The sequence below is a fragment of the Bradyrhizobium sp. WBOS08 genome (assembly GCF_024585125.1).
GTDB lineage: Bacteria > Pseudomonadota > Alphaproteobacteria > Rhizobiales > Xanthobacteraceae > Bradyrhizobium > Bradyrhizobium japonicum_B.
This window is the reverse complement of the sequence record NZ_CP028988.1, coordinates 2,220,692-2,243,521: the sequence shown is the minus strand read 5'-3', so window position 1 is coordinate 2,243,521 and position 22,830 is coordinate 2,220,692. Positions and strand designations below refer to the sequence as shown.

Below are 22,830 nucleotides of genomic sequence, written 5' to 3'. Positions count from 1 at the left end.
CTGCACTTTGCAAGAACCGATCTGGGGGTGGGAATGTCCGGGCGTATCAATTCGCCGTCAAAGCGCACGCTATTTCCCACGCTCAGGTTCCGCGCCAAGATCATCCTGGGCTTTGCGGTCGTGCTCGCCATCTCCGCGGTCAGCCTCGGCTTCGCCTATTTCGGCTTCGAGCGCGTTTCCGAAGGCGTAGGATCCTACCGCAGCAGCGTCTCGGAGGCCGATCTCGCCCGCAATATCGATCGCGAGCTGCTCGGCTATCGTTCGGCCGCGCGTTATTTCGTGGTGACCGGCAAGGAGGACGACGCCAAGGCGGCGCTGGAGGCCGAGGCCAGCCTGAAGAATGCGATCGATCAGGCCATCAAGAATGCCAAGAACCCGGCGCGGCTGGAGAGCCTCAACAAGCTCGCGAAGGAATTCTCCAACTTCTCGGCGACCTTCGCCAAGATCCTGCAGGCCAAGCGCGACAGCGCGCTCCTGGTCCAGAATCAGCTTCAGCGCAACGCCAACCTGCTGAAATACAAGCTCGACGACATCGGCAACAACGCCTCCGACTCCGAGGCGCAGGCGATCGAGTTCGGCACCAAGCAGGTCAACGCCCAATTCCAGACCGCCAGTGCAGCCGCGAGCAACTTCATCCTCAATTCGGACCAGGCCGTCGGCGCAAGCGCGATGGCGCGGCTGAAGTTCGTCGAGAACTCGCTCGGCGCGGTCTATTCCATGGACGAAAAGGTCGTCGCCGGCCTGAAGGAGGCCAAGGCGCTTCTCGCCGCCTATCGCGACGCGCTGGAAAAGCTGATCGCGAAAACCAAGCTGGTCGACGACCTCGTCACCGAGATGAGCGGCTCGGCCGGTGCGATCCTGCAAGGCGCCACCGCCATGAAGGCGGACCTCGTCGCCGAACAGCAACGGCTCGACACGGAGTCGGAAGCGACCATCGGGCGGACCGAGCGGCTGGTTCTGATCCTCGCCGTCGGCGGCACGCTGCTCGGCGCGTTTCTCGCCTTCGTGCTCGGTACCGGCATCTCGCGTCCGATGATCGCGATGTGCAAGGCGATGCGGGAGCTCGCCTCGGGCAATTTCGACGTCGTGCTGCCGGGCCTCGGTCGCAAGGACGAGATCGGCGAGATGGCCGGGGCGGTCGAGGAGTTCAAGGTTCAGGCTGTCGCAAAAGCCGAGCGCGATGCCGCCGCCAGCGAGGTCCAGAACCGGGAGCAGGCCGCAAGCCGCCGCGCCGAGCTGATCCGCTTCGCCGACGATTTCGAGAGCGCGGTCGGCGCCATCGTCTCCAACGTCTCGGCCTCGGCCGTGCAGCTGGAATCGGCGGCCTCCACCCTGACCCGCACCGCCGAGACCACCCAGAGCCTGTCGAGCCAGGTCGCCGGCGTCTCCGAGCAGGCCTCCTCCAACATGCAGTCGGTCGCCACCGCGACCGAGGAGCTGTCCGCCTCGGTCGAGGAGATCGGCCGCCAGGTCCGCGATTCCAGCCGCATTGCCGAGGCCGCCGTGGTTCAGGCCAAGGAAACCGACGGGCGCATCGGAAAGCTTTCGCACGCGGCCCAGCAGATCGGCGAAGTGGTCAAGCTGATCACGGCGATCGCCGAGCAGACCAATCTTCTGGCGCTCAACGCCACCATCGAGGCGGCGCGCGCCGGCGATGCCGGCCGCGGCTTTGCCGTGGTCGCCAGCGAGGTGAAGTCGCTGGCCAGCCAGACCGCGAAGGCAACGGACGAGATCTCCTCGCACATCGCGGGCATGCAGGGCGCCACCGCCGAATCGGTTGCCGCGATCAAGGAGATCGGAGCAACCATCGGCCAGATCTCGTCGATCTCGACGTCGATCGCCAGCGCGGTCGAGCAGCAGGGCGCGGCGACGCAGGAGATCGCGCGCAGCGTCCAGACCGTGGCGCAGGGCACCCAAACCGCGGCCACCGATATCGGCCAGGTCAACCGCGGCGCCGCCGAGACCGGCTCGGCCTCGGAGGAGGTGCTGCACTCGGCCAAGACGCTGTCGTCCGAAAGCACCCGCCTGCGCGCCGAGCTCGATCGCTTCATGGGGAATATCAGGGCGGCGTAAGACGCGCTGGTGCGTCACGCGCCGCCGTCGTCCCGGACAAGCGCGCCCTTAAGGCGCGCGTAGATCCGGGACCCGTACTCCAAGAACGTGCTTGTGGAGCGAGCAGATAATTCCGAGTCTTCGCCAAACCACTCCCTGTGGTTATGGATCCTGGATCTTCGCTTCGCTCGTCCGGGACGACGGCGGAGGGTTTGCACGCCGGCCTTCAATTGTAGCGGCGCGAGAAAGCCCGCCTTAACAAATTCCCTGCCTCACCTAACTGCCAGTTGCGGCGCCATAAATTTACCACAGCTTATCCTTTGCCGATTACCGTGCGTGCGAGTCAGGGAGCGGGCTGCTCTCGGGCTGCGCCTGGTTTTCCGCGAATGGAATGGGGTGGGGGAATGTCGGTCAAGTCGAAGTCGAACCAATCGAAGCTGCCAACTCTGCGGTTTCGCGCAAAAATCATCCTCGGCTTCGTGGCGGTGCTGGCCATCCTCGCCGTCAGCATGGCCTTCGCTTATTTCGGCTTCGAGCGTATTGCCGGTGCCGTGGCCTCCTATCGCACCAGCGTCTCGGAAGCCGACCTCGCGCGGACGGTTGATCGCGAACTGGTCGCCTATCAAGGATTGGCCCGGGCCTACACCCTGACCGGGGCGGCGGACGACGAGACCGCAGCCAAGGCCGCCGAAGGAAATCTGAAGGGCGCCATCGCCAAGTCGGTCGCCGCTACGACCGGCGCCGCGCGCCGCGAGCAGGTCGGCAAGCTCGAGGCCGAATTCCAGCGCTTCACCAAGGTGTTCGGAGAGATCATCACGTTGACGCGTGACAACAACAAGATCGCGGCCGACGAGCTCAACAGCGTCGGCAACAAGATCCGGTTCAAGTTCGACGATCTCGCCGATACGGCCGCGCTGGCGGGGCTGGCCTCGGTCCAGACCACGGCCAAGGACATCACCTCGCAATATCTGGCGGTCTCCACCTCGGTCAGCGCCTTCGTCGCCAAGCCGGAGCCCAAGACCGCCGATGGCGTGATCGCCCGCGTCAAATTCCTGGAGACGCTGCTGGTCTCGATCTATGCCAACGACCAGAAGATCACCGACCGCGTGACCGAGATCGGCAATCTGCTGAAGCAGTACCGCAGCTCCTTCACCAAGCTGTCGGAGAACGTGAAGGTCATCGTCAAGCTGAATGGCGAGATGACCAAGACCGCGGCGACCATCCTCAAGCTCTCGGACGAGCTGCGGTCGGAGCTGACCGCGGATCAGCAGCGCATCGAAGCGAGCGCCAATGCGACGATCGTGGATACCGAGCGGCTGATGATGATGTTGGCGCTCGGCGGCCTCGCCATCGGAGCCGTGCTCGCCCTGATGCTCGGCAACGGCATCTCGCGTCCGATGATCGCGATGTGCAAGGCGATGCGGGAGCTCGCCTCGGGCAATTTCGACGTCGTGCTGCCGGGCTTGGGGCGCAAGGACGAGATCGGCGAGATGGCCGGGGCGGTCGAGGAGTTCAAGGTTCAGGCTGTCGCAAAAGCCGAGCGCGATGCCGCCGCCAGCGAGGTCCAGAACCGGGAGCAGGCCGCAAGCCGCCGCGCCGAGCTGATCCGCTTCGCCGACGATTTCGAGAGCGCGGTCGGCGCCATCGTCTCCAACGTCTCGGCCTCGGCCGTGCAGCTGGAATCGGCGGCCTCCACCCTGACCCGCACCGCCGAGACCACCCAGAGCCTGTCGAGCCAGGTCGCCGGCGTCTCCGAGCAGGCCTCCTCCAACATGCAGTCGGTCGCCACCGCGACCGAGGAGCTGTCCGCCTCGGTCGAGGAGATCGGCCGCCAGGTCCGCGATTCCAGCCGCATCGCCGAGGCCGCCGTGGTCCAGGCCAAGGAAACCGACGGGCGCATCGGAAAGCTTTCGCACGCGGCCCAGCAGATCGGCGAAGTGGTCAAGCTGATCACGGCGATCGCCGAGCAGACCAATCTTCTGGCGCTCAACGCCACCATCGAGGCGGCGCGCGCCGGCGATGCCGGCCGCGGCTTTGCCGTGGTCGCCAGCGAGGTGAAGTCGCTGGCCAGCCAGACCGCGAAGGCAACGGACGAGATTTCCTCGCACATCGCGGGCATGCAGGGCGCCACCGCCGAATCGGTTGCCGCGATCAAGGAGATCGGAGCAACCATCGGCCAGATCTCGTCGATCTCGACGTCGATCGCCAGCGCAGTCGAGCAGCAGGGCGCGGCGACGCAGGAGATCGCGCGCAGCGTCCAGACCGTGGCGCAGGGCACCCAAACCGCGGCCACCGATATCGGCCAGGTCAACCGCGGCGCCGCCGAGACCGGCTCGGCCTCGGAGGAGGTGCTGCACTCGGCCAAGACGCTGTCGTCCGAAAGCACCCGCCTGCGCGCCGAGCTCGATCGCTTCATGGGGAATATCAGGGCGGCGTAAGGCCACCGCTGCCTCTGAAGTTCGCGCAGCCGCCTCACACTCCACTGTCGTCCCGGACAAGCGCGCCCTTAAGGCGCGCCGATCCGGGACCCATACTCCCAGGGAGAGGTTGGGTCGGACGGTGGTCACTCCGAGTCTTCGTCCAACCCTATCCTGTGGCTATCGCGACCAGCGCAAAGCGCTCGCGCGGAGTTCCCGGATCGGCGCTCCGCTTCGCTGCGCTTGTCCGGGACGACAGCGTAGCAAGGATCGCCATTTGCGCCCTTCCTGCCTCACTCCCGCCCGAACGCTCGCTTCAGCTCGACCTTCGCCTTCTCCAGACGCGCGCGCTGTGTCTTCGGCAAGGTCTTGCCGGCGCGGTTGATGTAGAAGGTCAGCATCGACAGCGCCGAACGATAGGCGCCGGTCTTGCGTCGTGAGCTGTGCTCGGCCGATTGCTTCAACGAGGTCGCGATCTTCCTCGGGCTGGTCAGCTTGAACACGCCCTGCTTGAGATCGAGCGCGTCGCTCTCTTTCGTCACCCGTTGCGACCAGCGCTTCGGCGCTGCGCGTTTGGTGCTCTTGCGCGCAATCGTGCCGCGCCGCGCGCTCGTCTTCCGGCGGACGGACTTGCGTGGACCGCTGTTTCGAGAATGTGTTCTCTTTCTGACCTGAGCCATGCGTCAACTCCCTGCGGCTGCTTCGGAAACGAGCCGGCCCGGGAGCCGTTCCTGCAGGAACCCGACCTCGCCGCAGGCGTTGTCGCAGGGGCAGGCGGAATGCCGCACCCCGACGATCGGACCAACCCCGTTCACATCCTGACCGGGGCCGCAGCCATTGATCGAGCGCAACAGCCTGATGGAATTGCAGCAAAGCCCAGCGCTGAACTACGCACCGACGGTGTCGGCGGCCGTCACTGACCGCATCGTCGAGACCAGTGTTCCGGCACGGCTCGACGCGCTGCCGTGGAGCGGCTTTCACACCCGCGTCGTGCTCGCGCTCGGCATCACCTGGATCCTTGACGGGCTCGAGGTGACATTGGCCGGCGCGCTCTCCGGCGCACTGAAACAGAGTCCGTCGCTGCAATTCTCCAACCTCGACCTCGGCATCGCCAATTCCGCCTATCTCGCCGGCGCCGTGCTCGGCGCGCTCGGCTTCGGCTGGCTCACCGACCGCATCGGCCGCAAGAAGCTGTTCTTCATCACGCTGGCGCTCTACCTTTCGGCCACGGCCGCGACCGCTCTGTCATGGGATGTCGCGAGCTACGCATTGTTCCGGTTCCTCACCGGTGCCGGCATCGGCGGCGAATATACCGCGATCAACTCGACCATCCAGGAGCTGGTGCCGGCGCGCTATCGCGGCTGGACCGATCTCGTCATCAACGGCAGTTTCTGGATCGGCGCCGCGATGGGCGCGGTCGCGGCCATCGTGCTGCTCGACCCCGCCGTGATCGCGCCCGATCTCGGCTGGCGGTTCGCTTATCTGATCGGCGCCGGCCTCGGTCTCGTCGTGCTGCTGATGCGCATGTGGATTCCGGAAAGTCCGCGCTGGCTGATGATCCATGGCCGTCCCGACCAGGCTCATGCGATCGTCGACGAGATCGAACGCTCGGTGATCGGGCATGATCAGGATATCAGCGAGGCGCGCTTCCCCAAGATCCGGCTGAAGATGCGCGATCACACGCCGATCCGCGAGGTCGTGCACACGCTGTTCTCGGCGTATCGCCAGCGCGCGGTGGTGGGCCTCGTGCTGATGAGCGCGCAGGCGTTCTTCTACAATGCCATCTTCTTCACCTTCGCGCTGGTGCTGACCGATTTCTACGGCATCAGGGCCGATCACGTCGGCTGGTACCTGCTGCCCTTTGCCGCCGGCAATTTCCTCGGGCCCCTGCTGCTCGGCCGGCTGTTCGATACGCTGGGACGACGCACCATGATCATGTTCACCTATGGCATGTCGGGCCTGCTGCTGGCGCTGTCGGGCTATCTGTTCTCCATCGGCGTGCTCAGTGCGCAGGGACAGACCGTCGCCTGGATGGTGATCTTCTTCTTTGCCTCACCGGCCGCCAGCGCCGCCTATCTCACCGTCAGCGAGACCTTTCCGCTCGAGGTGCGCGCGCTGGCGATCGCGGTGTTCTACGCCGTCGGCACCGGCATCGGCGGCGTGATCGGGCCGGCGCTGTTCGGCGCGCTGATCGACACGGGATCACGCACCAGCGTGTTCGCCGGCTATTTGCTGGGGGCAGTCCTGATGCTCGCGGCCGCGATCGTGGCGTGGCGCTATGCCGTCTCGGCGGAGCGCAAATCGCTCGAACAAATCGCGCGGCCGCTCGCCTTTATGGAGTAGACTGATGAAATCGGAACTTGCAGAAATGGCGATGGACCAGCAGCCCACTGTATTCGACGACGAGGCGCCCGAAACGGTGCCGGTGCCGCATGCGCTGGTGCCGCATCTCGACGAGACCGCAATTCTGCTCGACATCGACGGGACCCTGCTCGATCTGATGCCGACGCCGCGCGAGGTATGGGTACCGCCGGGCCTGTCGGAGACGCTGAACCGGTTGACCGAGCGCACGTCCGGCGCGCTGGCGCTGGTCAGCGGCCGCTCGCTCAACGACATCGACCTGATCTTCGCGCCCGAGGTGTTTCGCGCCGTCGCCGGCCACGGCGCCGAGATGCGGCTGTCGGTGGACAATGAGGTCGATGCCGTGCATGCGCCGCCGCTGGACAAGGAGCTGAAGCGGCGGCTCGCGGCCGTTGCCAAGCTCAGCCCGGGCATTCTGCTCGAGGACAAGGGCTATTCGCTCGCTCTGCATTACCGCCTCGCGCCGCATGCGGAGAAGGCGATCTACGAAGCCGTCTCGGTGATCCGCGCCGATCTGCCTAACGCGCCGATCGAGGTGCTGCCCGGCAAGTTCGTCTGCGAGATCAAGCATGCCGGATTCACCAAGGCGACCGGCGTGCGTGAACTGATGCAGCGGGAGCCGTTCAAAGGACGGCGTCCGATCTTCATCGGCGACGACGTCACCGATGAAACCGTATTTGCGATCATGCCCGACATGAACGGGCTCGCCTTCTCGGTCGGGCGCCGCGCCATGGGCGTGAACGGCCATTTCGACGCGCCGGCGGATGTGCGTGCGTTTCTGGCACGCCTGCTCGATCCAAAATAACCAAGGCAGCGCCCTTTCGCAGACATATTGTCGATCGGAACGGCGCCGTTGCGCGCCGCAATACCTTGTTGCGCGACATTGGCACCAACTGATTTTGCAGCGAAAATTTCCGGGTTCCGTAAGCGAAACCAGTTCCAACGCGCGCGCCCGATTTTGGTTTCAATTGGTTGAAACGATGATCAGGAACCATATTGATGAACGGCAGTTAAACGGGGTGGAATGAAACAGGAGGGGACGACCTGTGAACTTAGTCGTCGTTTCAAATCGCGTCGCCCGCGGCAAGCCTAATGAGCCCATGACGGGCGGCCTCGCGGCGGCGCTGCTGCCGGTTGTGGAACATTCGGGTGCGATCTGGGTGGGGTCGTCGGGCCGGGTACGGGACGGCCATCAGAAGGAACCGTTCGCTGAGATCGAGGCGCTCGGCGCAGGGGCCATCGCGACACTGGATCTGCCGGCAGCGCATTACGGCGGCTATTACGAGGGATTTGCCAATTCGGCGCTGTGGCCGGCGCTGCATTCGCGCAGCGACCTCATTCGCGTCTCGCGCGAAGATTATGTCAGCTATCGCGAGGTCAACGCCTTCATGGCGCGCGCGCTGATGCGCTTCCGAAAGACTAGAACCGCGTTCTGGGTGCAGGACTATCATTTCCTCGCGCTCGGCGCCGAGCTGCGCGACCTCGGCATCGACGATCCGATCGGCTTCTTCCTGCATACGCCCTGGCCTGTCGCCGCGGTGATGCAAGGCGTGCCCAACCATCGCGAACTGATCACGGCGATGCTGGCCTACGATCTGCTCGGCTTCCAGACCGAGGAGGATCGCCAGAATTTCCTTGGCTATGTCGGCGGCGAGCTCGGCCTTGCCATCGAGGACGGCGTTGCGATCTCGCAGCATGGCCGCACGCGCTGTGAGGTGTTTCCGATCGGCATCGACGCGGAGAAGTTCGCGGCCTATGCCGCCAAGTCGGCCTCGCATCCGGACGTGTCGCGGCTGCGGCGCAGCCTCAACGGCGAGCGGCTCGCGATCGGCGTCGACCGCCTCGACTATTCGAAGGGCCTCGTCAACCGCATCAGCGCGTTCGACCGGCTCTGGACCGAGCAGCCGCAATTCGCGCGCAGCATCTCGCTGCTGCAGATCGCCAATCCCTCGCGCGGTGCGATCGAGGCCTATGGCAATCTCCAGAACGAGGTCGCGCGCCTCGTCACCGACGTCAACGGCCGCCACGGCGAGGTCGACTGGACGCCGATCCGCTATCTGAACAAGGGCTTCAGCCAGGCCGTGCTCGCGGGTCTCTACCGGACAGCGCAGGTCGGCGTGGTGACGCCGCTGCATGACGGCATGAACCTCGTCGCCAAGGAATATGTCGCGGCGCAGAACCCGGCCGATCCCGGCGTGCTGGTGCTGTCGAAGTTCGCCGGCGCCGCCAACGAGCTCGAGACCGCCTTGCTGGTCAATCCGCACGACATCGACGGCATGGCACGCGCGATCGCGGTTGCGGCCGCAATGCCGCTGACCGAGCGCAAGATGCGCTGGGACGCCATGATGAAGAAGCTGCGCGGCCACACCATCCAGCAATGGTCGGCGGACTTCGTCGCCGAGCTCGAGAAGTGCCGGACCGAAAAGGCCGCCGTCGCCCCGCTCGCCACGCAACCGCCGCAAGCGCTGCGCTGGCTGAAATCGGCGATCTCAGGCGTAAGGCTGATTTAGGGATCCGGCGTCGTGCCCGGAGACGCGCCCGGGCAGGATTGTAGGATGCCTCAATGGCAATACGAGACCCCCTCCAGGATCGCGCACTGGCGCTTGTTCGGCGCGTTGGGATCGTCCATCGGCACCATGCCCTTGCCCTGGCCGACGAACACGCCGGTGCCGACATGCACCGAGCTCTTGTTGCCGATGATCACCGTCGGGTGCGGCGCCGAGCTCGAGCGCGTCCCGTCCGGCCAGAGGATGGCATTGCCCGACAGCATCCCGCGCCGGCCGTCGTCGCAGCTGACGTCGACGCCCTGACGTGTGCAGACCTGGGCCGCGGCGGACGCCGCGAGGGCGGAGCCGAGGGCCGAAATCAGGCCAAGAGCGACAATGGTCTTGCGGATGGTCATGGCTCCCCCAGTCGTGCTCGGCATCCTCACCTGAATCGTCGCGGCAAACCCGTCACGGGTTCAGCCTGCAGGCCGATCAGAGCATCCGCGGCGCCGAATTTTACCATGTGAATACAACGGTTTGCGGAAAATTCGTCGGTTTTCCTCGCGATCCCTTGCAAAATCGTCGGCGCCCCTTCAAGAGAGGGCGCTCCGGAGAGATGGCCGAGTGGCTTAAGGCGCACGCTTGGAAAGCGTGTGTGCGGGAAACCGTACCGTGGGTTCGAATCCCACTCTCTCCGCCATTGGCTATACGCCACCGCGTCCCCTTGCCAGTCCCGTCCGGCTTGCAGCACGAGCGCGAGCCCGCCGTATCCCATGTCGATGTTGATCCCGAGGTGAGCGATGCAGAATCGCACCTGTACAGGGATCGAAGCCGTCCCTAACCTCCGCCGCGCAATTTTTGGGAGATGCGGCGTGGCGAAGAAGACGGCGAGCAAGAGCAAGACTGCGGGGAAGAAGGCGCGAACCGCGACGAAGACCGGGGCCCGCAAGGGAGCTGCCGCGAAGCCGGCCGGAAAGGCCGCCGCCGGCAAATCGGCCAGGCCGCGGCGCCCGTCGGGGCCGATCTGGCAATGGTCGGCGGTGGCGACTGCCGCCGCGATCCGCTCCGGCGCGATCTCGGCGGTCGAGACCGTCGAGGCGCATCTCGAACGGATGCGCGCGGTCAATCCGAAGCTGAATGCCGTCGTCGTCGATCTCTCCGAGGAGGCGCTGAAGGCTGCGCATGCTGCCGACAAGCAGCGCGCCAAGGGTGCTGCGCTCGGCCTGCTGCACGGGGTGCCCATCACGATCAAGGAAAACGTCGATTACGAGGGACGACCGAACTTCAACGGCGTGCCCGCCAACAAGGGCCTGATCGCGCCGTCGGATGCGCCCGTGGTGCGCAACTTGAAGAAGGCGGGCGCGATCGTCATCGGGCTCACCAACACGCCGGAATTCTCCTTTCGCGGCTTCACCGACAATCCCCTGCACGGGCTGACGCTCAATCCCTGGGATCCTGATATCACCTGCGGAGGCTCCTCGGGCGGCGCGGGTTCGGCGGTCGCCGCCGGCATCGGCACCATCGCCCATGGCAACGACATCGGCGGCTCGCTGCGCTGGCCTGCCCATTGCAACGGCGTTGCCACCATCAAGCCGACGCAAGGGCGCATCCCCGCGTTCAATGCGAGCGCCACGGCCGAGCGGCCGATGCTGGCGCATCTGATGTCGGCGCAGGGGCCGCTCGCCCGCCACGTCGCCGACGTCCGTCTCGCGCTGGAGGCGATGAGCCAGCGCGATCCGCGCGATCCCTGGTGGGTGCCGGCGCCGCTGGTCGGCGAGACGCCGAAGCGGCCGATCAAGGTCGCGCTGGCCAAGATACCTGACGACATGGATGTCGATCCGTCCGTCGCCGCGGCGCTGCGCCAGGCCGCGGACCATCTCGAACGGTCCGGCTACCGCGTCAGCGAGGTCGAGGTGCCCGACATCGACGGCGTCTGGCAGACCTGGTGCGACATCATCACCAACGAGACCGTGGTGATGCAGGAAGCCGGCATGCTGAAGGTGACCTCGGAGGACTTTCACAAGGCCTGGGGCGGCATGAAGGCCAAGGCCAATGTGCTCGATCTCAAGGGCTGGATGCAGGCGACCGCCGCGCGCAACGGCCACATCCGCGCCTGGCAATTGTTCTTCGAGGACTATCCGGTCGTGCTGGCGCCGACCACGGTGAAGCCGACACCGGGCCCGCGCGAGGACGCGGTCAGTGCCGAGCGCGTGCGCGAGATCTTCTGGGGCGAGATCCGCTTCATCTCCGCGATCAACGTGCTGGGCCTGCCCGGCGCCGTGGTGCCGGTGGCCCTCCACGACGGCAAGCCGATCGGCGTGCAGCTCATTGCCGGTCGCTATCGCGAGGATCTTGCGCTCGATGCCGCGGCCGCGATCGAGAAGCGCGCCGGCGTGCTCGCTCATCGGTTGTGGGAGCGGATGGGGTAGGGGCCCGCGAGTGATCGCAGCGGTCGCGGTGCACCTTTGCCCCTTGTGGGAAAGGCAATCGCGAATGGAAGCGATTTCGCCTGTGGCCATCCTTCGAGACGCCCGCCGACGGCGGGCCCTCAGGATGAGGGTTGAGTGCGTGGCTGCAGGTTCAACGAGGACGGACGTTGCTTCGCCTCATCCTGAGCCGCCAGCGCCAAAACCGGCACTGCACACGGACCATGAACACGGTATCGTTGGCTGCGGAGCGCCGCCGGGAGACAGTGTGGCTGCTTGATCCTCTGGTGCGCCTGGTTGCCCGGCGTGGCTCAATACGAGGAGAAAGTATTGGAAACCAAACACCGCATTCTGCGCCGGCTGGCTCGTCAGCTCGGTCAGCAAATCATTCCCTATCCAGCCACCGGCGCCTAATCGGTGTTCATGGAGAGGAGACCGCGAAGCGGTCGTCTCGAAGGACGAGGCGCGCGCTCCGGTCGCGCAAATGTCGTATGCGATTTCCTTACCCTTTTGAGCGAGGGGCGCGCATTCGTTAATCCGCTTTAACCCGAATTCCAGCCAATTCGCCGACAAGCATTAGGGTTACTTCCTCGATCTCTATGCGAATTATTGTCCGCTTTACCACCCGCCTCTAACAGAGGAACGGCGGACAACGCACATGCCTCATTCTAGGCCAATAAGTGCGGACCGCTCCACGCGGAGGTGGCACGATGCGCAACGAGACGATCGCTATTCACGCCGGTTACGAGCCCGAAGCGACCACGCATGCGGTCGCCGTGCCGATCTACCAGACCGCGGCCTATGCTTTCGACAGCGCCGACCACGGCGCGGCGCTCTTCAACCTCGAGACCGAGGGCTTTCGCTACAGCCGCATCGCCAATCCGACCAGCGCGGTGCTGGAGAAGCGCATCGCTCAGCTCGAAGGTGGCGTCGGCGCGCTCGCGGTCGCCACCGGCCAGGCGGCGCTGCATTTCGCCTTCGTCAACGTCGCCGACCACGGCGGCAACATCGTTTCCGTGCCGCAGCTTTACGGCACGACGCATACTTTGCTCTCGCACATTCTGCCAAGGCAGGGCATCACCGGCCGCTTCGCCGAGAGCGACAGGCCGGAGGCGATCGAGAAGCTGATCGACGAGAACACCCGTGCCGTGTTCGCCGAGACCATCGGCAATCCCGCCGGCAATGTCTGCGATATCGAGGCGCTGGCCAAGGTCGCGCACGCGCATGGCGTGCCGCTGATCGTCGACAACACCGTGGCCACGCCGATCCTGCTCAAGCCGTTCGACTACGGCGCCGACATCGCCGTGCACTCGCTGACCAAGTTCCTGGGCGGTCACGGCACCACGCTCGGCGGCGCCATCGTCGATTCCGGCAACTTCCCGTGGGCGAAGCATGCCGAACGTTTCCCGGCCTACAACAAGCCCGATGCCTCCTATCACGGCCTGGTCTATGCCGAGCGTTTCGGACGCACCGCCTACATCGAGCGGGCGCGCAGCGTCTATCAGCGCACCATGGGCTCGGTGCTGTCGCCGTTCAACGCCTTCCTGCTGCTCCAGGGCATCGAGACCGTGGCGCTGCGCATGGAGCGTCATGTCGAGAACGCCCGCAAGGTCGCCGAATTCCTCCGCAAGGATTCGCGCGTCGCCTGGGTCAACTACAGCGGCTTTCCCGACAGCCCCTATTATCCGCTGGTGCAGAAATATCTCGACGGCAACGCCTCCTCGCTGTTCACCTTCGGCATCAAGGGCGGCATGGAGGCCGGCAAGACCTTCTATGATGCGCTGAAGCTGATCACGCGGCTCGTCAATATCGGCGATGCCAAGTCGCTGGCCTGCCATCCGGCCTCGACCACCCACCGCCAGATGTCGGCGGAGCAGCAGCGCCTTGCCGGCGTGCTGCCGGAGACCATCCGGCTCTCGATCGGCATCGAGCACGTCTCTGATATCATCGAGGACATCGACCAGGCGCTGGACAAGGCCTGCCGGTCGGCGCGCCTCGAGGCCGCGGAGTAGGCGGACGCGCCCATGACGATCCTGATCGACAGGGATCAAGTCATCTTGGGGCCGGCATTGGTGCCGACCGAGTCCGATCTCGCGCACGATCGCGGCGCCGAGCTCACGATCGGGCTCGTCAACAACATGCCGGATCCGGCGCTGAAGGCGACCGAGCGGCAGTTCATGAAGCTGCTCCAGGCCGCCGCCGGCCCGCACCGCATCCGCTTCCACTGCTTCTCGCTTCCGAGCGTGAAGCGGTCGCCGGAAGCGAGGTGGCACGTCGAGAGCGAGTATTCCGACCTTTCGGACCTCAAGCGCCAGAAATTCGACGGCTTGATCGTGACCGGCGCGGAGCCCGTCGCGCCCGAGCTCGACCAGGAGCCGTACTGGCGCGACCTCACCGAGCTGATCGACTGGGCCAAGGCCAACACGCGCTCGACGATATGGTCGTGCCTCGCCGCGCACGCGGCGGTGCTGCACCTCGACGGCATCGCGCGGCGGCGGCTGCCGGCGAAATGCCACGGCATCTTCGATTGCGAATTGGTGAGGCGCGATCCGTTGACGCGCACCGCGCCGGCGCCGCTGAAGGTCTCGCATTCGCGGCTGAACGAGATCGTGGAAAGCGACCTGGTGCAGGCCGGTTATCAGGTGCTGACACGTTCGGCCCAGGCCGGCGTCGACGTCTTCACGCGCCAATATGCCAGCCGCTTCGTGTTCTTCCAGGGACATCCGGAATACGACGCGCTATCGCTCCAGCGCGAATATCTGCGCGACATCGGCCGCTACCTGGCGCGGGAGCGCGAGACCTATCCGCGCCTGCCCGTGAGCTATTTTGACGCAGCGACGGAGGAGAAGCTGGCCCGCTTCCAGAAGAAGGCGGCGCACCAGCGCCATCCGGCGCTCACCAACGAGCTGCCGGGACTGCATTTGCGCGCCGATATCGGGGCCGGCAGCGCGGCGGCAGTGCTTTTCCGCAATTGGTTGCGGTATCTCAGCGTGGAAGCCGGCGGGCCGGTCGCCGCGCGCTAGCCAATGGATATTGGTCCTGCGTTAGGATTACCCGAGCGTTAGGCTTGCCTCAGCCGGCGCGCGAATGTTTCAGTGCGGAAATAAACACATCACGGGAAACGCAGTCGTGTGGTCGGCACTCCAGGGACGCGTGAGCAATCGGCTGGCCCGGCATTTCCGTGCCGCGCCGCACCGGCTGCCTGCGTCCCATACGCCGATCGTGAGCTTCACCTTCGACGATGCTCCCGACAGCGCCGCTGGCGAGGGCGCCGCGCTTCTCGAGAAGCACGGCGGCCGGGGCACGTTTTATCTTGCCGGCAGCCTGATCGGTCAGCCGTCGGACCACTGGCACGGCATGTCGAACGACGCGATCGTCCGGCTTCATCGCGCCGGTCACGAGATTGCCTGCCATACCTTCTCGCACAAGAGCTCGGCCGATCTCGACGAGGCCGCCATGGCGCGCGAGATCGAGCGGAACCGGGCGTATTTTCGCGCGATCGATTCCTCGATCACGCTGGAGAATTTCGCCTATCCCTACGGACTTGCCTCGGTCTGGCGCAAGCCGCAGCTCGCCAGGACCTTCCGCTCGGCCCGTGGCATCCTTCCCGGCGTCAACAGCGGCGTCATCGACCTGCAGTTCCTGCGCGCCTCGCCCCTGGTCGATTGCGAGACCGATCGAGCGGGCATCGATCGCTATTTCGACGAAGCGGTCGCGCGCGGCGGATGGCTGATCTTCTATGGTCACGACGTTGCGAGCGCGCCGAGCCCCTATGGCTGCACGCCGGACCTGCTGCGTCACGCGCTTGAGGCCGCCGGAAGGCGCAACATGCCGATCGTGACGGTCGCAGAGGCGCTGCGGCGAATCGGGGCGTAGCTCTTCATCTCTCCTCGCTTGCGTCAGGGTGATCGCATATGGCGCTTTGCGAGACCTGAGCGCGCGCCTCGTCCTTCGAGACGACCGCTTTCGCGGTCTCCTCTCCATGAACACCGATTAGGCGCCGGTGGCTGGATAGGGAATGATTTGCTGACCGAGCTGACGAGCCAGCCGGCGCAGAATGCGGTGTTTGGTTTCCAATACTTTCTCCTCGTATTGAGCCACGCCGGGCAACCAGGCGCACCAGAGGATCAAGCAGCCACACTGTCTCCCGGCGGCGCTCCGCAGCCAACGATACCGTGTTCATGGTCCGTGTGCAGTGCCGGTTTTGGCGCTGGCGGCTCAGGATGAGGCTAAGCAGCATTGGTGCACGTTGAAACTGGTGCCGCGCACCTGGTCCTCATCCTGAGGGCCCGCCAACGGCGGGCGTCTCGAAGGATGGCCACAGGCGAGATCGCTCCCATATGCGACTGCCCTGCCGCTTGCGGGGAGAGGTCGGATCGCATCGTTAGATGCGATCCGGGTGAGGGGGTACAGGATCATCGGCGATCTCATGCGCGGATAGATGCCCCTCACCCCAACCCTCTCCCCGTAAGAACGGGGAGAGGCAGAGGACGCAGCGGTGCAAGTTCCGCAAACGCTCTTGCCACGTCCGCGCCAGCATGCGACTGGCGTTGTGACGAATCTCACGGCCTGATCTGTTCCGCATGTCCGCTCCCTCCACCGCTCCGCTCCCTGCGCCGGCCAACGGCCGCGACGCGCTGTCGGTGCTGCATTCGGTGTTCGGTCTGCCGGGGTTTCGCGGCGCCCAGGGCGAGATCATCCGGCATGTCACTGAAGGCGGCAATTGCCTTGTGCTGATGCCGACCGGCGGCGGCAAGTCGCTGTGCTATCAGCTTCCCTCGCTGCTGCGCGAAGGCTGCGGCATCGTGGTGTCGCCGTTGATCGCGTTGATGCGCGATCAGGTCGCCGGGCTGATCGAGGCCGGCGTCAACGCTGCCGCGCTGAACTCGTCGCTGACGCCGCAGGAAGCCTCCGATATCGAGCGCCGCCTGCTCGCGGGCGATCTCGATCTGCTCTATGTCGCCCCGGAACGCCTGGTCACGCCGCGCTGCCTGTCGCTGCTGGCGCAAGCGAAGGTGGCGCTGTTTGCGATCGACGAGGCGCATTGCGTCTCGCAATGGGGCCATGACTTCCGCCCCGAATATGTCGGCCTCTCGATCATCGCCGAGCGCTTTCCGGACGTGCCGCGCATCGCGCTGACGGCGACCGCCGACGAGCTGACGCGCAAGGAGATCGTCGCGCGGCTTCAGCTCGCGGATGCGCCGCAATTCGTCTCGAGCTTCGACCGGCCGAACATCCGCTACGAGATCGTCGACAAGCGCAACGCGGTGTCGCAGCTGAAGGAGTTCATCCGGGAGCGGCATGCGGGCGACGCCGGCGTGGTCTATTGCCTGTCGCGCAACCGCGTCGAGGAGGTCGCCGCCGCGCTTCAGGACGCCGGCATCGCGGCGCTGCCCTATCATGCCGGGCTCGACGGGGCGTTGCGCTCGCGCAACCAGGACCGCTTTCTCAATGAGGACGGCATCGTCATCGTTGCGACCGTCGCCTTCGGCATGGGCATCGACAAGCCGGACGTCCGCTTCGTCGCCCATCTCGACCTGCCCAAGAGCATCGAGGCCTATTATCAGGAGACGGGCCGCGCCGGCCGCGACGGCAAGCCGTCGGCGGCCTGGATGGCCTATGGGCTGTCGGACATCGTGCAGCAGCGCCGCATGATCGACGAGTCCAGCGCCTCCGACGAATTCAAGCGTGTCTCGATCGGCAAGCTCGATGCGCTGGTCGGCCTGGCCGAAACGCCGCACTGCCGGCGCCGGCGGCTGCTCGCCTATTTCGGCGAGATCGTGATGAGCGAGCATTGCGGCAATTGCGACAATTGCCTGACGCCGCCGAAGATGCGCGACGGCAAGGTGCTGGCGCAGAAGCTGCTGTCCTGCGTCTATCGCACCGGCCAGCGTTTTGGCGCGATGCACCTGATCGACGTGCTGGTCGGGCGCCTGACCGAGAAGGTGACGCAGTTCGGCCACGACAAATTGTCGGTGTTCGGCATCGGGCGCGAGCTCAACGAGAAGCAGTGGCGCACCGTGCTGCGGCAGCTGGTGGCGATGGGCCATTTGCGCAGTGACAGCGAGGCGTTCGGTGCGCTGAAGCTGACCGAGACCGCGCGCGGCGTGCTGCGCGGCGAGACCGAAGTGTGGCTGCGCGAGGAGGCGCCCGGCACGCGCATTCGCGCGAGCCGCGGCAAGTCACGCCGCGGCGACCTCGCGCCCGCCGCCGACGCCGCGCCAGGCGATGTCGATCCCGAGCTGCGCGCGCGGCTGCGCTCGTGGCGTTCGGAGGTCGCGCGCGAGCGCGGCGTGCCGGCCTATGTGGTGCTGCACGATGCCACCATCGACGGCATCGTCCGGGCCTGGCCGACAACTCTCGACGAGCTCCGCAATATCCCCGGCATCGGCGACAAGAAGCTCGAGCATTACGGCGACGAGCTGCTGCAGATCGTCAGGACGCGGTAGGTGTTGGTGCGCTCAACTCCCTCAACACGTCATCCCGGACAAGCGCGCTTGTCCGGGACGACAGCGATGTGTGAGGAGAAAGCTGCGCCCTCACTCACCCGTTCCTGAACGCATACGCGTAGCCGTTCAGCGCGGGGGCGCCGCCGAGATGGGCGTAGAGGATCTTCGCGCCCTTCTCGAAATAGCCCTTCTTCGCCAGATCGATCAGGCCCTGCATCGACTTGCCCTCGTAGACAGGGTCGGTGATCATGCCTTCGAGACGCGCGGTCAGGCGGATGGCCTCCTTGGTCTCTTCCGAGGGCACGCCATAGGCGGGATAGGCGTAGTCTTCGATCAGCACGACGTCCTCAGCGACGAGCTCCTGGCCGAGCTCGACGAGCCCAGCGGTGTTCTGCGCGATCTCGAGCACCTGCGCCTTGGTCTGATCAGGCGTGAACGAGGCGTCGATACCGATCACCTTGCGAGCGCGGCCATCGGCGGCGAAGCCGACCAGCATGCCGGCATGGGTGGAGCCGGTCACCGTGCAGACGATGATGTAATCGAACTTGAAGCCGAGCTCGGCTTCCTGCTTGCGCACTTCCTCGGCGAAGCCGACATAGCCGAGCCCGCCGAATTTGTGCACGGAGGCGCCGGCGGGAATGGCGTAAGGCTTGCCGCCCGCGGCCTTCACCTCCTCGATCGCCTGCTCCCAGCTCTTGCGGATGCCGATGTCGAAGCCGTCGTCGACCAGGCGCACGTCGGCGCCCATGATGCGCGACAGCATGATGTTGCCGACGCGGTCATAGACGGCGTCCTCGTGCGGCACCCAGGCTTCCTGCACCAGGCGGCACTTCATGCCGATCTTGGCCGCGACCGCCGCGATCATGCGGGTGTGGTTCGATTGCACGCCGCCGATCGAGACCAGGGTGTCGGCGTTGGAGGCGATCGCATCGGGGATGATGTATTCGAGCTTGCGCAGCTTGTTGCCGCCATAGGCGAGCCCGGAATTGCAGTCCTCGCGCTTGGCATAGATCTCGACATTGCCGCCGAGATGTTTGGACAGCCGCTCCAGCTTCTCGATGGGGGTCGGGCCGAAGGTCAGGGGATAGCGCGGAAATTTGTCGAGCTTCATGGATCATCCCGAATGGCGTTGATGGCGGCAGCTGCCTAGCATCGCACGAGCGAAATGTGCTCCCGAATGTTGCGCTGATGTTGCGGTATGTCTTACGCTAATGGCGCTACTGGCTAATAGTTCTTCCGATATACCGCCAAGTAATGGAAGCTTCTTTCATGTCGGCTCGTCTGGATCGTATCGACCTCAAGATCCTGAGATTATTGCAAAATAATGGGCGGCTCAGTAACGCCGAGCTGGCCGAGACGGTCGCGATCAGCCCCGCCACATGCCATCGCCGGACCCAGCGCCTGTTCGAGGACGGGTTCATCGCGGCCGTCCGCGCCATGGTTGCCCCCAAGAAGGTGGCCAAGGGCACGCTGGTGATGGTCGGGGTCGTACTCGACCGCTCCACGCCGGAAAGCTTTGCCAGCTTCGAGCAGGCGATCGCCAGGCTGAAATTCGTGCTCGACTGCCACCTCGTCGCCGGCGACTTCGACTATTTCCTGAAGATCCGCGTCGGCGACATGGAGGATTTCAACCGCATCCACGGCGAGCAGTTGATCGCGCTGCCCGGCGTGCGCCAGACCCGCACCTTCTTCGTGATGAAGGAAGTCGTCGACAACGCGCCGCTGGAATTTTGAGCGCGGTACGCAAGCCGCCCGCGTGCTAGATGGACATCAGTTTTTCGAGGAATCGCCTGGTCATGCCGATGGAGCCGCCTCCCTTCCGCCACCCGGCCGGGCCTGCCTATCGGCGCGGCTGGGTCGATGAGGCCGTGGCCGCGATCGAGGCCGACCAGTGCCGCACCGCCGATACGCACCTGATCCGGCTGATCGTGCCGGCGCTGTCAGGCATCGACATCTATCTGAAGGACGAGTCCACCCATCCGACCGGCAGCCTGAAGCATCGCCTGGCGCGCTCGCTGTTCCTCTACGCGCTCTGCAACGGCCACATCCGCGAAGGCACGCCCGTGGTCGAGGCCTCGTCGGGATCGACTGCGGTGTCGGAGGCCTATTTCGCAGAGATGATCGGCGTGCCCTTCTACGCCGTGATGCCGCGCACGACCTCGGCGGAGAAGATCGCCGCCATCGAGCATTATGGCGGCAATTGCCATCTAATCGACGACGGCCGGGCGCTGTATGCGGAAGCCGCCGCGCTCGCCTCGCGTCTGAGCGGTCACTACATGGACCAGTTCACCTTCGCCGAGCGTGCCACCGATTGGCGCGGCAACAACAACATCGCCGAATCGATCTTCACGCAATTGCAGGGCGAGCCGCGCCCGCTGCCCGACTGGATCGTGATGGGCGCGGGCACCGGTGGCACCTCGGCCACGATCGGACGCTATTTGCGCTATCGGCAATATCCGACACGTCTGTGCGTCGCCGACGTCGAGCATTCCGCTTTCTTCGACTGCTTCCGCTCGCAGGACCGCTCTCACGTCTGCGATCGTCCGTCGCTGATCGAGGGCGTCGGCCGTCCCCGTTGCGAGCCCTCCTTCGTGCCCGAAGTGGTCGACCGCATGATGAAGATTCCGGACGCGGCAACGATCGCGGCGATGAACGTGTTGTCGCGCCGGCTGCGCCGTCCGGTGGGCGGCTCCACCGGCACCAATTTCCTGGCGCTGTGCCGGCTGGCCTCGGAGATGCGCCAGGCGAACATCGTGGGGTCGCTGGTGACGTTGATCTGCGATTCCGGCGAGCGCTACCGGCAAACCTATTACGAGCCCGAATGGCTGAAGGCGCGCGGGCTCGATCCGGCTCCGTTCGAGGCGGCGCTGTCGTCGTTTCTCGCGACGGGCGAGCCGTTGACGCTTGTCGTCGACGACGTTGCAAATCCCCAAAGCGTGTTCGACGTTCCGCCGCCACGATAGCGGCGTCGTTCGATCACTCCGCCGCCTTGCTTGCCGGCGCCGGGGCCACGAAGGCAACGCAGCGATTGCGGCCCTCCGCCTTGGCCTGATAGAGCGCATGATCGGCCGCGCCCATCAGCGCGTCGATGCCGGACATGCTGACGGTGGCCTCTGCGATGCCGATGCTCACGGTGACGCCGAACCGGATCTCGCCGGCGACGATCTGCGCGCCCATCACGCGCTTGCGGATGCGATCGGCGACAGTCCTCGCACGTGACAGGCTGGTCTCAGGCAGCAGCACGGCGAACTCCTCGCCGCCGAGGCGGCCGACGATGTCCGATTTGCGCTTGCCGTCGAGGCACGCGGCCCCAACCGCCCTGATCGCGGCGTCGCCCACCGCATGGCCGTAGCGGTCGTTGACTGATTTGAAGTGGTCGATGTCCAGCATCAGCACCGAGACGGAGCGATAATAGCGCTGGAACCGGCTCCATTCGGCCTCGAGGCTGTCGAGAAAGTGGCGGCGGTTGTAGAGGCCGGTGAGCGGATCGGTGGTGGCGAGCGTCTCCAGCATCGCGGCCTTTTGCATCAGGTCGGTGATGTCGACATAGGTCAGCATGCGGCCGCCGTTCCACATCGTGGTGCAATGAGCCCTGATGCGCCTTCCGTCCGGCGTCTGCAGGTCGCGCACATGGTCGCCGGCCTTGACCTCTGCGACCCGCCTGGCTGGAAATTTCGTCAGCTCATTTGCCGGAAGATCCGGTGCGCTGGCGCGATGGACCCGGCTCACCAGTGATGCATAGGTCGGTCGGCGCTCCGCCTCCTGTTCGCTCACGTCCCAGAACCGTCGCATCCGTCGGTTCATGAAGCTGGCGTTGAGATCGCGATCGAGCAGCAGCACGCCGTCCTCGACATTTTCCAGCGCGTCGCGCAGCAACTTCAGCTCGTCGGAATAGCGCACGATGTCGGTGACGGGCGTATAGGTCAGCATTCGCCCGCCGTCGGGCAGCGGCGTGCATTGCATCCGAACGACGTCTCCACTGGAGCGGCGCAGATCAAGCGGCGAGGCGTCGCCCGCCTGAACGTGACGGACCCGCTCGGCGACGTAGGCATCGAGTTCGGTCTGTGGAACCTCGTAAGCGAGAGTATCGCGGCCGTGATGCATCAGCGTCACGAACGACGGACAGCTCTCGGCGACTTCATCCGGCAACCGCCACATCTGGCGGAACGCGCGATTGATCAGCTTTGCGCGGAGCTTTGCATCCAGCAGCACGATGCCGAGCGGGACGAAATCAAGCGCTGCGCGAAGCGCGAGCATCTGGCCGCGCATCAGCGCGTCGGACGAGCGCTCCCGCTCCTCGCCAGCCAGGCGCTCAACGCTGTCCGGCCGTTCGAAGGCGACGCCGACCTGGCGGTCCGATCGCCAGACCACCCGGCAGGTCAGGACCTCGCGCCCTGCCAGCCTGAGCTGGAAGCGCTCGGGCACGCCGAGGCCGCTCTCCATCTCGAGCGTCGCCGCCTCTTCGGTCAGCCGGCGCACGACGCAATCGATCGACGACTGGCCGAAATTGAAGAAGATCTTCCCAGCAAGTAGCGTCCGTTCCGGAACCAGATGGGACATTCGCAGCCTCCCGTGTGCTTCGGCACAGTCTGTCGCAAGCATATTGCCGAGAGGTAACTGGATGGGGCTCTAGGCGAGG

16 protein-coding genes and 1 tRNA gene are annotated in these 22,830 nt (G+C 65.4%); 13 read left to right on the top strand and 4 right to left on the bottom strand.

Annotated features, from left to right (window positions below):
- Positions 1-33 precede the first annotated feature (33 nt).
- Together DCM80_RS10810 and DCM80_RS10805 are read left to right on the top strand one after the other, a co-directional pair.
- On the top strand, positions 34-2,073 hold the full coding sequence (locus tag DCM80_RS10810) for a methyl-accepting chemotaxis protein (protein ID WP_257196935.1): 2,040 nt from the start codon (positions 34-36) through the stop codon (positions 2,071-2,073).
- 383 nt (positions 2,074-2,456) lie between these two features.
- The gene (locus DCM80_RS10805; RefSeq protein WP_257196934.1) at positions 2,457-4,490 is read left to right on the top strand and encodes a methyl-accepting chemotaxis protein; all 2,034 of its coding nucleotides are present in this window, start codon (positions 2,457-2,459) and stop codon (positions 4,488-4,490) included.
- A gap of 272 nt (positions 4,491-4,762) precedes the next feature.
- Here DCM80_RS10805 and DCM80_RS10800 read toward each other — a convergent pair whose 3' ends face one another.
- Positions 4,763-5,149 (bottom strand): DUF3175 domain-containing protein, encoded by a 387-nt coding sequence (locus DCM80_RS10800; protein ID WP_257196933.1) that lies wholly within the window; start codon positions 5,147-5,149, stop codon positions 4,763-4,765.
- Positions 5,150-5,327: 178 nt separating this feature from the next.
- On the opposite strand from DCM80_RS10800, the gene DCM80_RS10795 reads away from it, so the two are divergent.
- The 3 genes from DCM80_RS10795 (at position 5,328) to DCM80_RS10785 (ending at position 9,340) form a co-directional block, all read left to right on the top strand.
- Complete coding sequence (locus tag DCM80_RS10795) at positions 5,328-6,812, top strand: MFS transporter (protein ID WP_257197925.1); 1,485 nt, start codon at positions 5,328-5,330, stop codon at positions 6,810-6,812.
- 4 nt (positions 6,813-6,816) lie between these two features.
- Positions 6,817-7,635, top strand: a complete 819-nt coding sequence (gene otsB, locus DCM80_RS10790) for a trehalose-phosphatase (RefSeq protein ID WP_257196932.1) — start codon at positions 6,817-6,819, stop codon at positions 7,633-7,635.
- A gap of 241 nt (positions 7,636-7,876) precedes the next feature.
- Positions 7,877-9,340: a trehalose-6-phosphate synthase gene (locus DCM80_RS10785; RefSeq protein WP_257196931.1), complete on the top strand. Its 1,464-nt coding sequence runs from the start codon at positions 7,877-7,879 to the stop codon at positions 9,338-9,340.
- Between the two features lie 50 nt (positions 9,341-9,390).
- Here the strand turns inward: DCM80_RS10785 and DCM80_RS10780 are convergent, their stop codons facing one another.
- Complete coding sequence (locus tag DCM80_RS10780) at positions 9,391-9,732, bottom strand: hypothetical protein (RefSeq protein ID WP_257196930.1); 342 nt, start codon at positions 9,730-9,732, stop codon at positions 9,391-9,393.
- Positions 9,733-9,926: 194 nt separating this feature from the next.
- On the opposite strand from DCM80_RS10780, the gene DCM80_RS10775 reads away from it, so the two are divergent.
- From DCM80_RS10775 to recQ, 6 genes are all read left to right on the top strand, one after another.
- Positions 9,927-10,016: transfer RNA gene (locus tag DCM80_RS10775), tRNA-Ser, on the top strand.
- 172 nt (positions 10,017-10,188) lie between these two features.
- On the top strand, positions 10,189-11,745 hold the full coding sequence (locus DCM80_RS10770) for an amidase family protein (protein ID WP_257196929.1): 1,557 nt from the start codon (positions 10,189-10,191) through the stop codon (positions 11,743-11,745).
- Positions 11,746-12,452: 707 nt separating this feature from the next.
- The gene (locus DCM80_RS10765; RefSeq protein WP_257196928.1) at positions 12,453-13,754 is read left to right on the top strand and encodes an O-acetylhomoserine aminocarboxypropyltransferase/cysteine synthase family protein; all 1,302 of its coding nucleotides are present in this window, start codon (positions 12,453-12,455) and stop codon (positions 13,752-13,754) included.
- A 12-nt stretch (positions 13,755-13,766) separates the two neighbouring features.
- A complete protein-coding gene (locus DCM80_RS10760) occupies positions 13,767-14,765 on the top strand; it encodes a homoserine O-succinyltransferase (RefSeq protein ID WP_257196927.1) in 999 nt (332 codons plus the stop codon).
- Between the two features lie 106 nt (positions 14,766-14,871).
- Positions 14,872-15,618, top strand: a complete 747-nt coding sequence (locus tag DCM80_RS10755) for a polysaccharide deacetylase family protein (protein WP_306594645.1) — start codon at positions 14,872-14,874, stop codon at positions 15,616-15,618.
- A gap of 707 nt (positions 15,619-16,325) precedes the next feature.
- Positions 16,326-18,191 carry a DNA helicase RecQ gene (gene recQ / locus DCM80_RS10750; RefSeq protein ID WP_257196925.1) on the top strand — a complete coding sequence of 622 codons (1,866 nt, stop codon included), beginning with the start codon at positions 16,326-16,328 and terminating at the stop codon, positions 18,189-18,191.
- A gap of 94 nt (positions 18,192-18,285) precedes the next feature.
- Here the strand turns inward: recQ and DCM80_RS10745 are convergent, their stop codons facing one another.
- Positions 18,286-19,302, bottom strand: coding sequence for a 1-aminocyclopropane-1-carboxylate deaminase (locus tag DCM80_RS10745; protein WP_257196924.1), 1,017 nt, complete (start codon positions 19,300-19,302; stop codon positions 18,286-18,288).
- A gap of 158 nt (positions 19,303-19,460) precedes the next feature.
- Here DCM80_RS10745 and DCM80_RS10740 point away from each other — a divergent pair, with 158 nt between their 5' ends.
- Both DCM80_RS10740 and DCM80_RS10735 read left to right on the top strand, forming a co-directional pair.
- On the top strand, positions 19,461-19,925 hold the full coding sequence (locus tag DCM80_RS10740; protein ID WP_257178761.1) for an Lrp/AsnC family transcriptional regulator: 465 nt from the start codon (positions 19,461-19,463) through the stop codon (positions 19,923-19,925).
- A gap of 68 nt (positions 19,926-19,993) precedes the next feature.
- Positions 19,994-21,154, top strand: a complete 1,161-nt coding sequence (locus DCM80_RS10735; RefSeq protein WP_257197924.1) for a PLP-dependent cysteine synthase family protein — start codon at positions 19,994-19,996, stop codon at positions 21,152-21,154.
- A gap of 13 nt (positions 21,155-21,167) precedes the next feature.
- On the opposite strand, the gene DCM80_RS10730 is transcribed toward DCM80_RS10735, so the two are convergent.
- Positions 21,168-22,751, bottom strand: a complete 1,584-nt coding sequence (locus DCM80_RS10730) for a sensor domain-containing diguanylate cyclase (protein ID WP_257196923.1) — start codon at positions 22,749-22,751, stop codon at positions 21,168-21,170.
- Positions 22,752-22,830: the final 79 nt, after the last annotated feature.

Coding starts and splice junctions, on each gene's coding strand:
- DCM80_RS10810 (WP_257196935.1), top strand. CDS start 34: ATGTCCGGGCGTATCAATTCGCCGTCAAAGCGCACGCTATTTCCCACG.
- DCM80_RS10805 (WP_257196934.1), top strand. CDS start 2,457: ATGTCGGTCAAGTCGAAGTCGAACCAATCGAAGCTGCCAACTCTGCGG.
- DCM80_RS10800 (WP_257196933.1), bottom strand. CDS start 5,149: ATGGCTCAGGTCAGAAAGAGAACACATTCTCGAAACAGCGGTCCACGC.
- DCM80_RS10795 (WP_257197925.1), top strand. CDS start 5,328: ATGGAATTGCAGCAAAGCCCAGCGCTGAACTACGCACCGACGGTGTCG.
- otsB (WP_257196932.1), top strand. CDS start 6,817: ATGAAATCGGAACTTGCAGAAATGGCGATGGACCAGCAGCCCACTGTA.
- DCM80_RS10780 (WP_257196930.1), bottom strand. CDS start 9,732: ATGACCATCCGCAAGACCATTGTCGCTCTTGGCCTGATTTCGGCCCTC.
- DCM80_RS10765 (WP_257196928.1), top strand. CDS start 12,453: ATGCGCAACGAGACGATCGCTATTCACGCCGGTTACGAGCCCGAAGCG.
- DCM80_RS10760 (WP_257196927.1), top strand. CDS start 13,767: ATGACGATCCTGATCGACAGGGATCAAGTCATCTTGGGGCCGGCATTG.
- recQ (WP_257196925.1), top strand. CDS start 16,326: ATGTCCGCTCCCTCCACCGCTCCGCTCCCTGCGCCGGCCAACGGCCGC.
- DCM80_RS10745 (WP_257196924.1), bottom strand. CDS start 19,302: ATGAAGCTCGACAAATTTCCGCGCTATCCCCTGACCTTCGGCCCGACC.
- DCM80_RS10740 (WP_257178761.1), top strand. CDS start 19,461: ATGTCGGCTCGTCTGGATCGTATCGACCTCAAGATCCTGAGATTATTG.
- DCM80_RS10735 (WP_257197924.1), top strand. CDS start 19,994: ATGGAGCCGCCTCCCTTCCGCCACCCGGCCGGGCCTGCCTATCGGCGC.
- DCM80_RS10730 (WP_257196923.1), bottom strand. CDS start 22,751: ATGTCCCATCTGGTTCCGGAACGGACGCTACTTGCTGGGAAGATCTTC.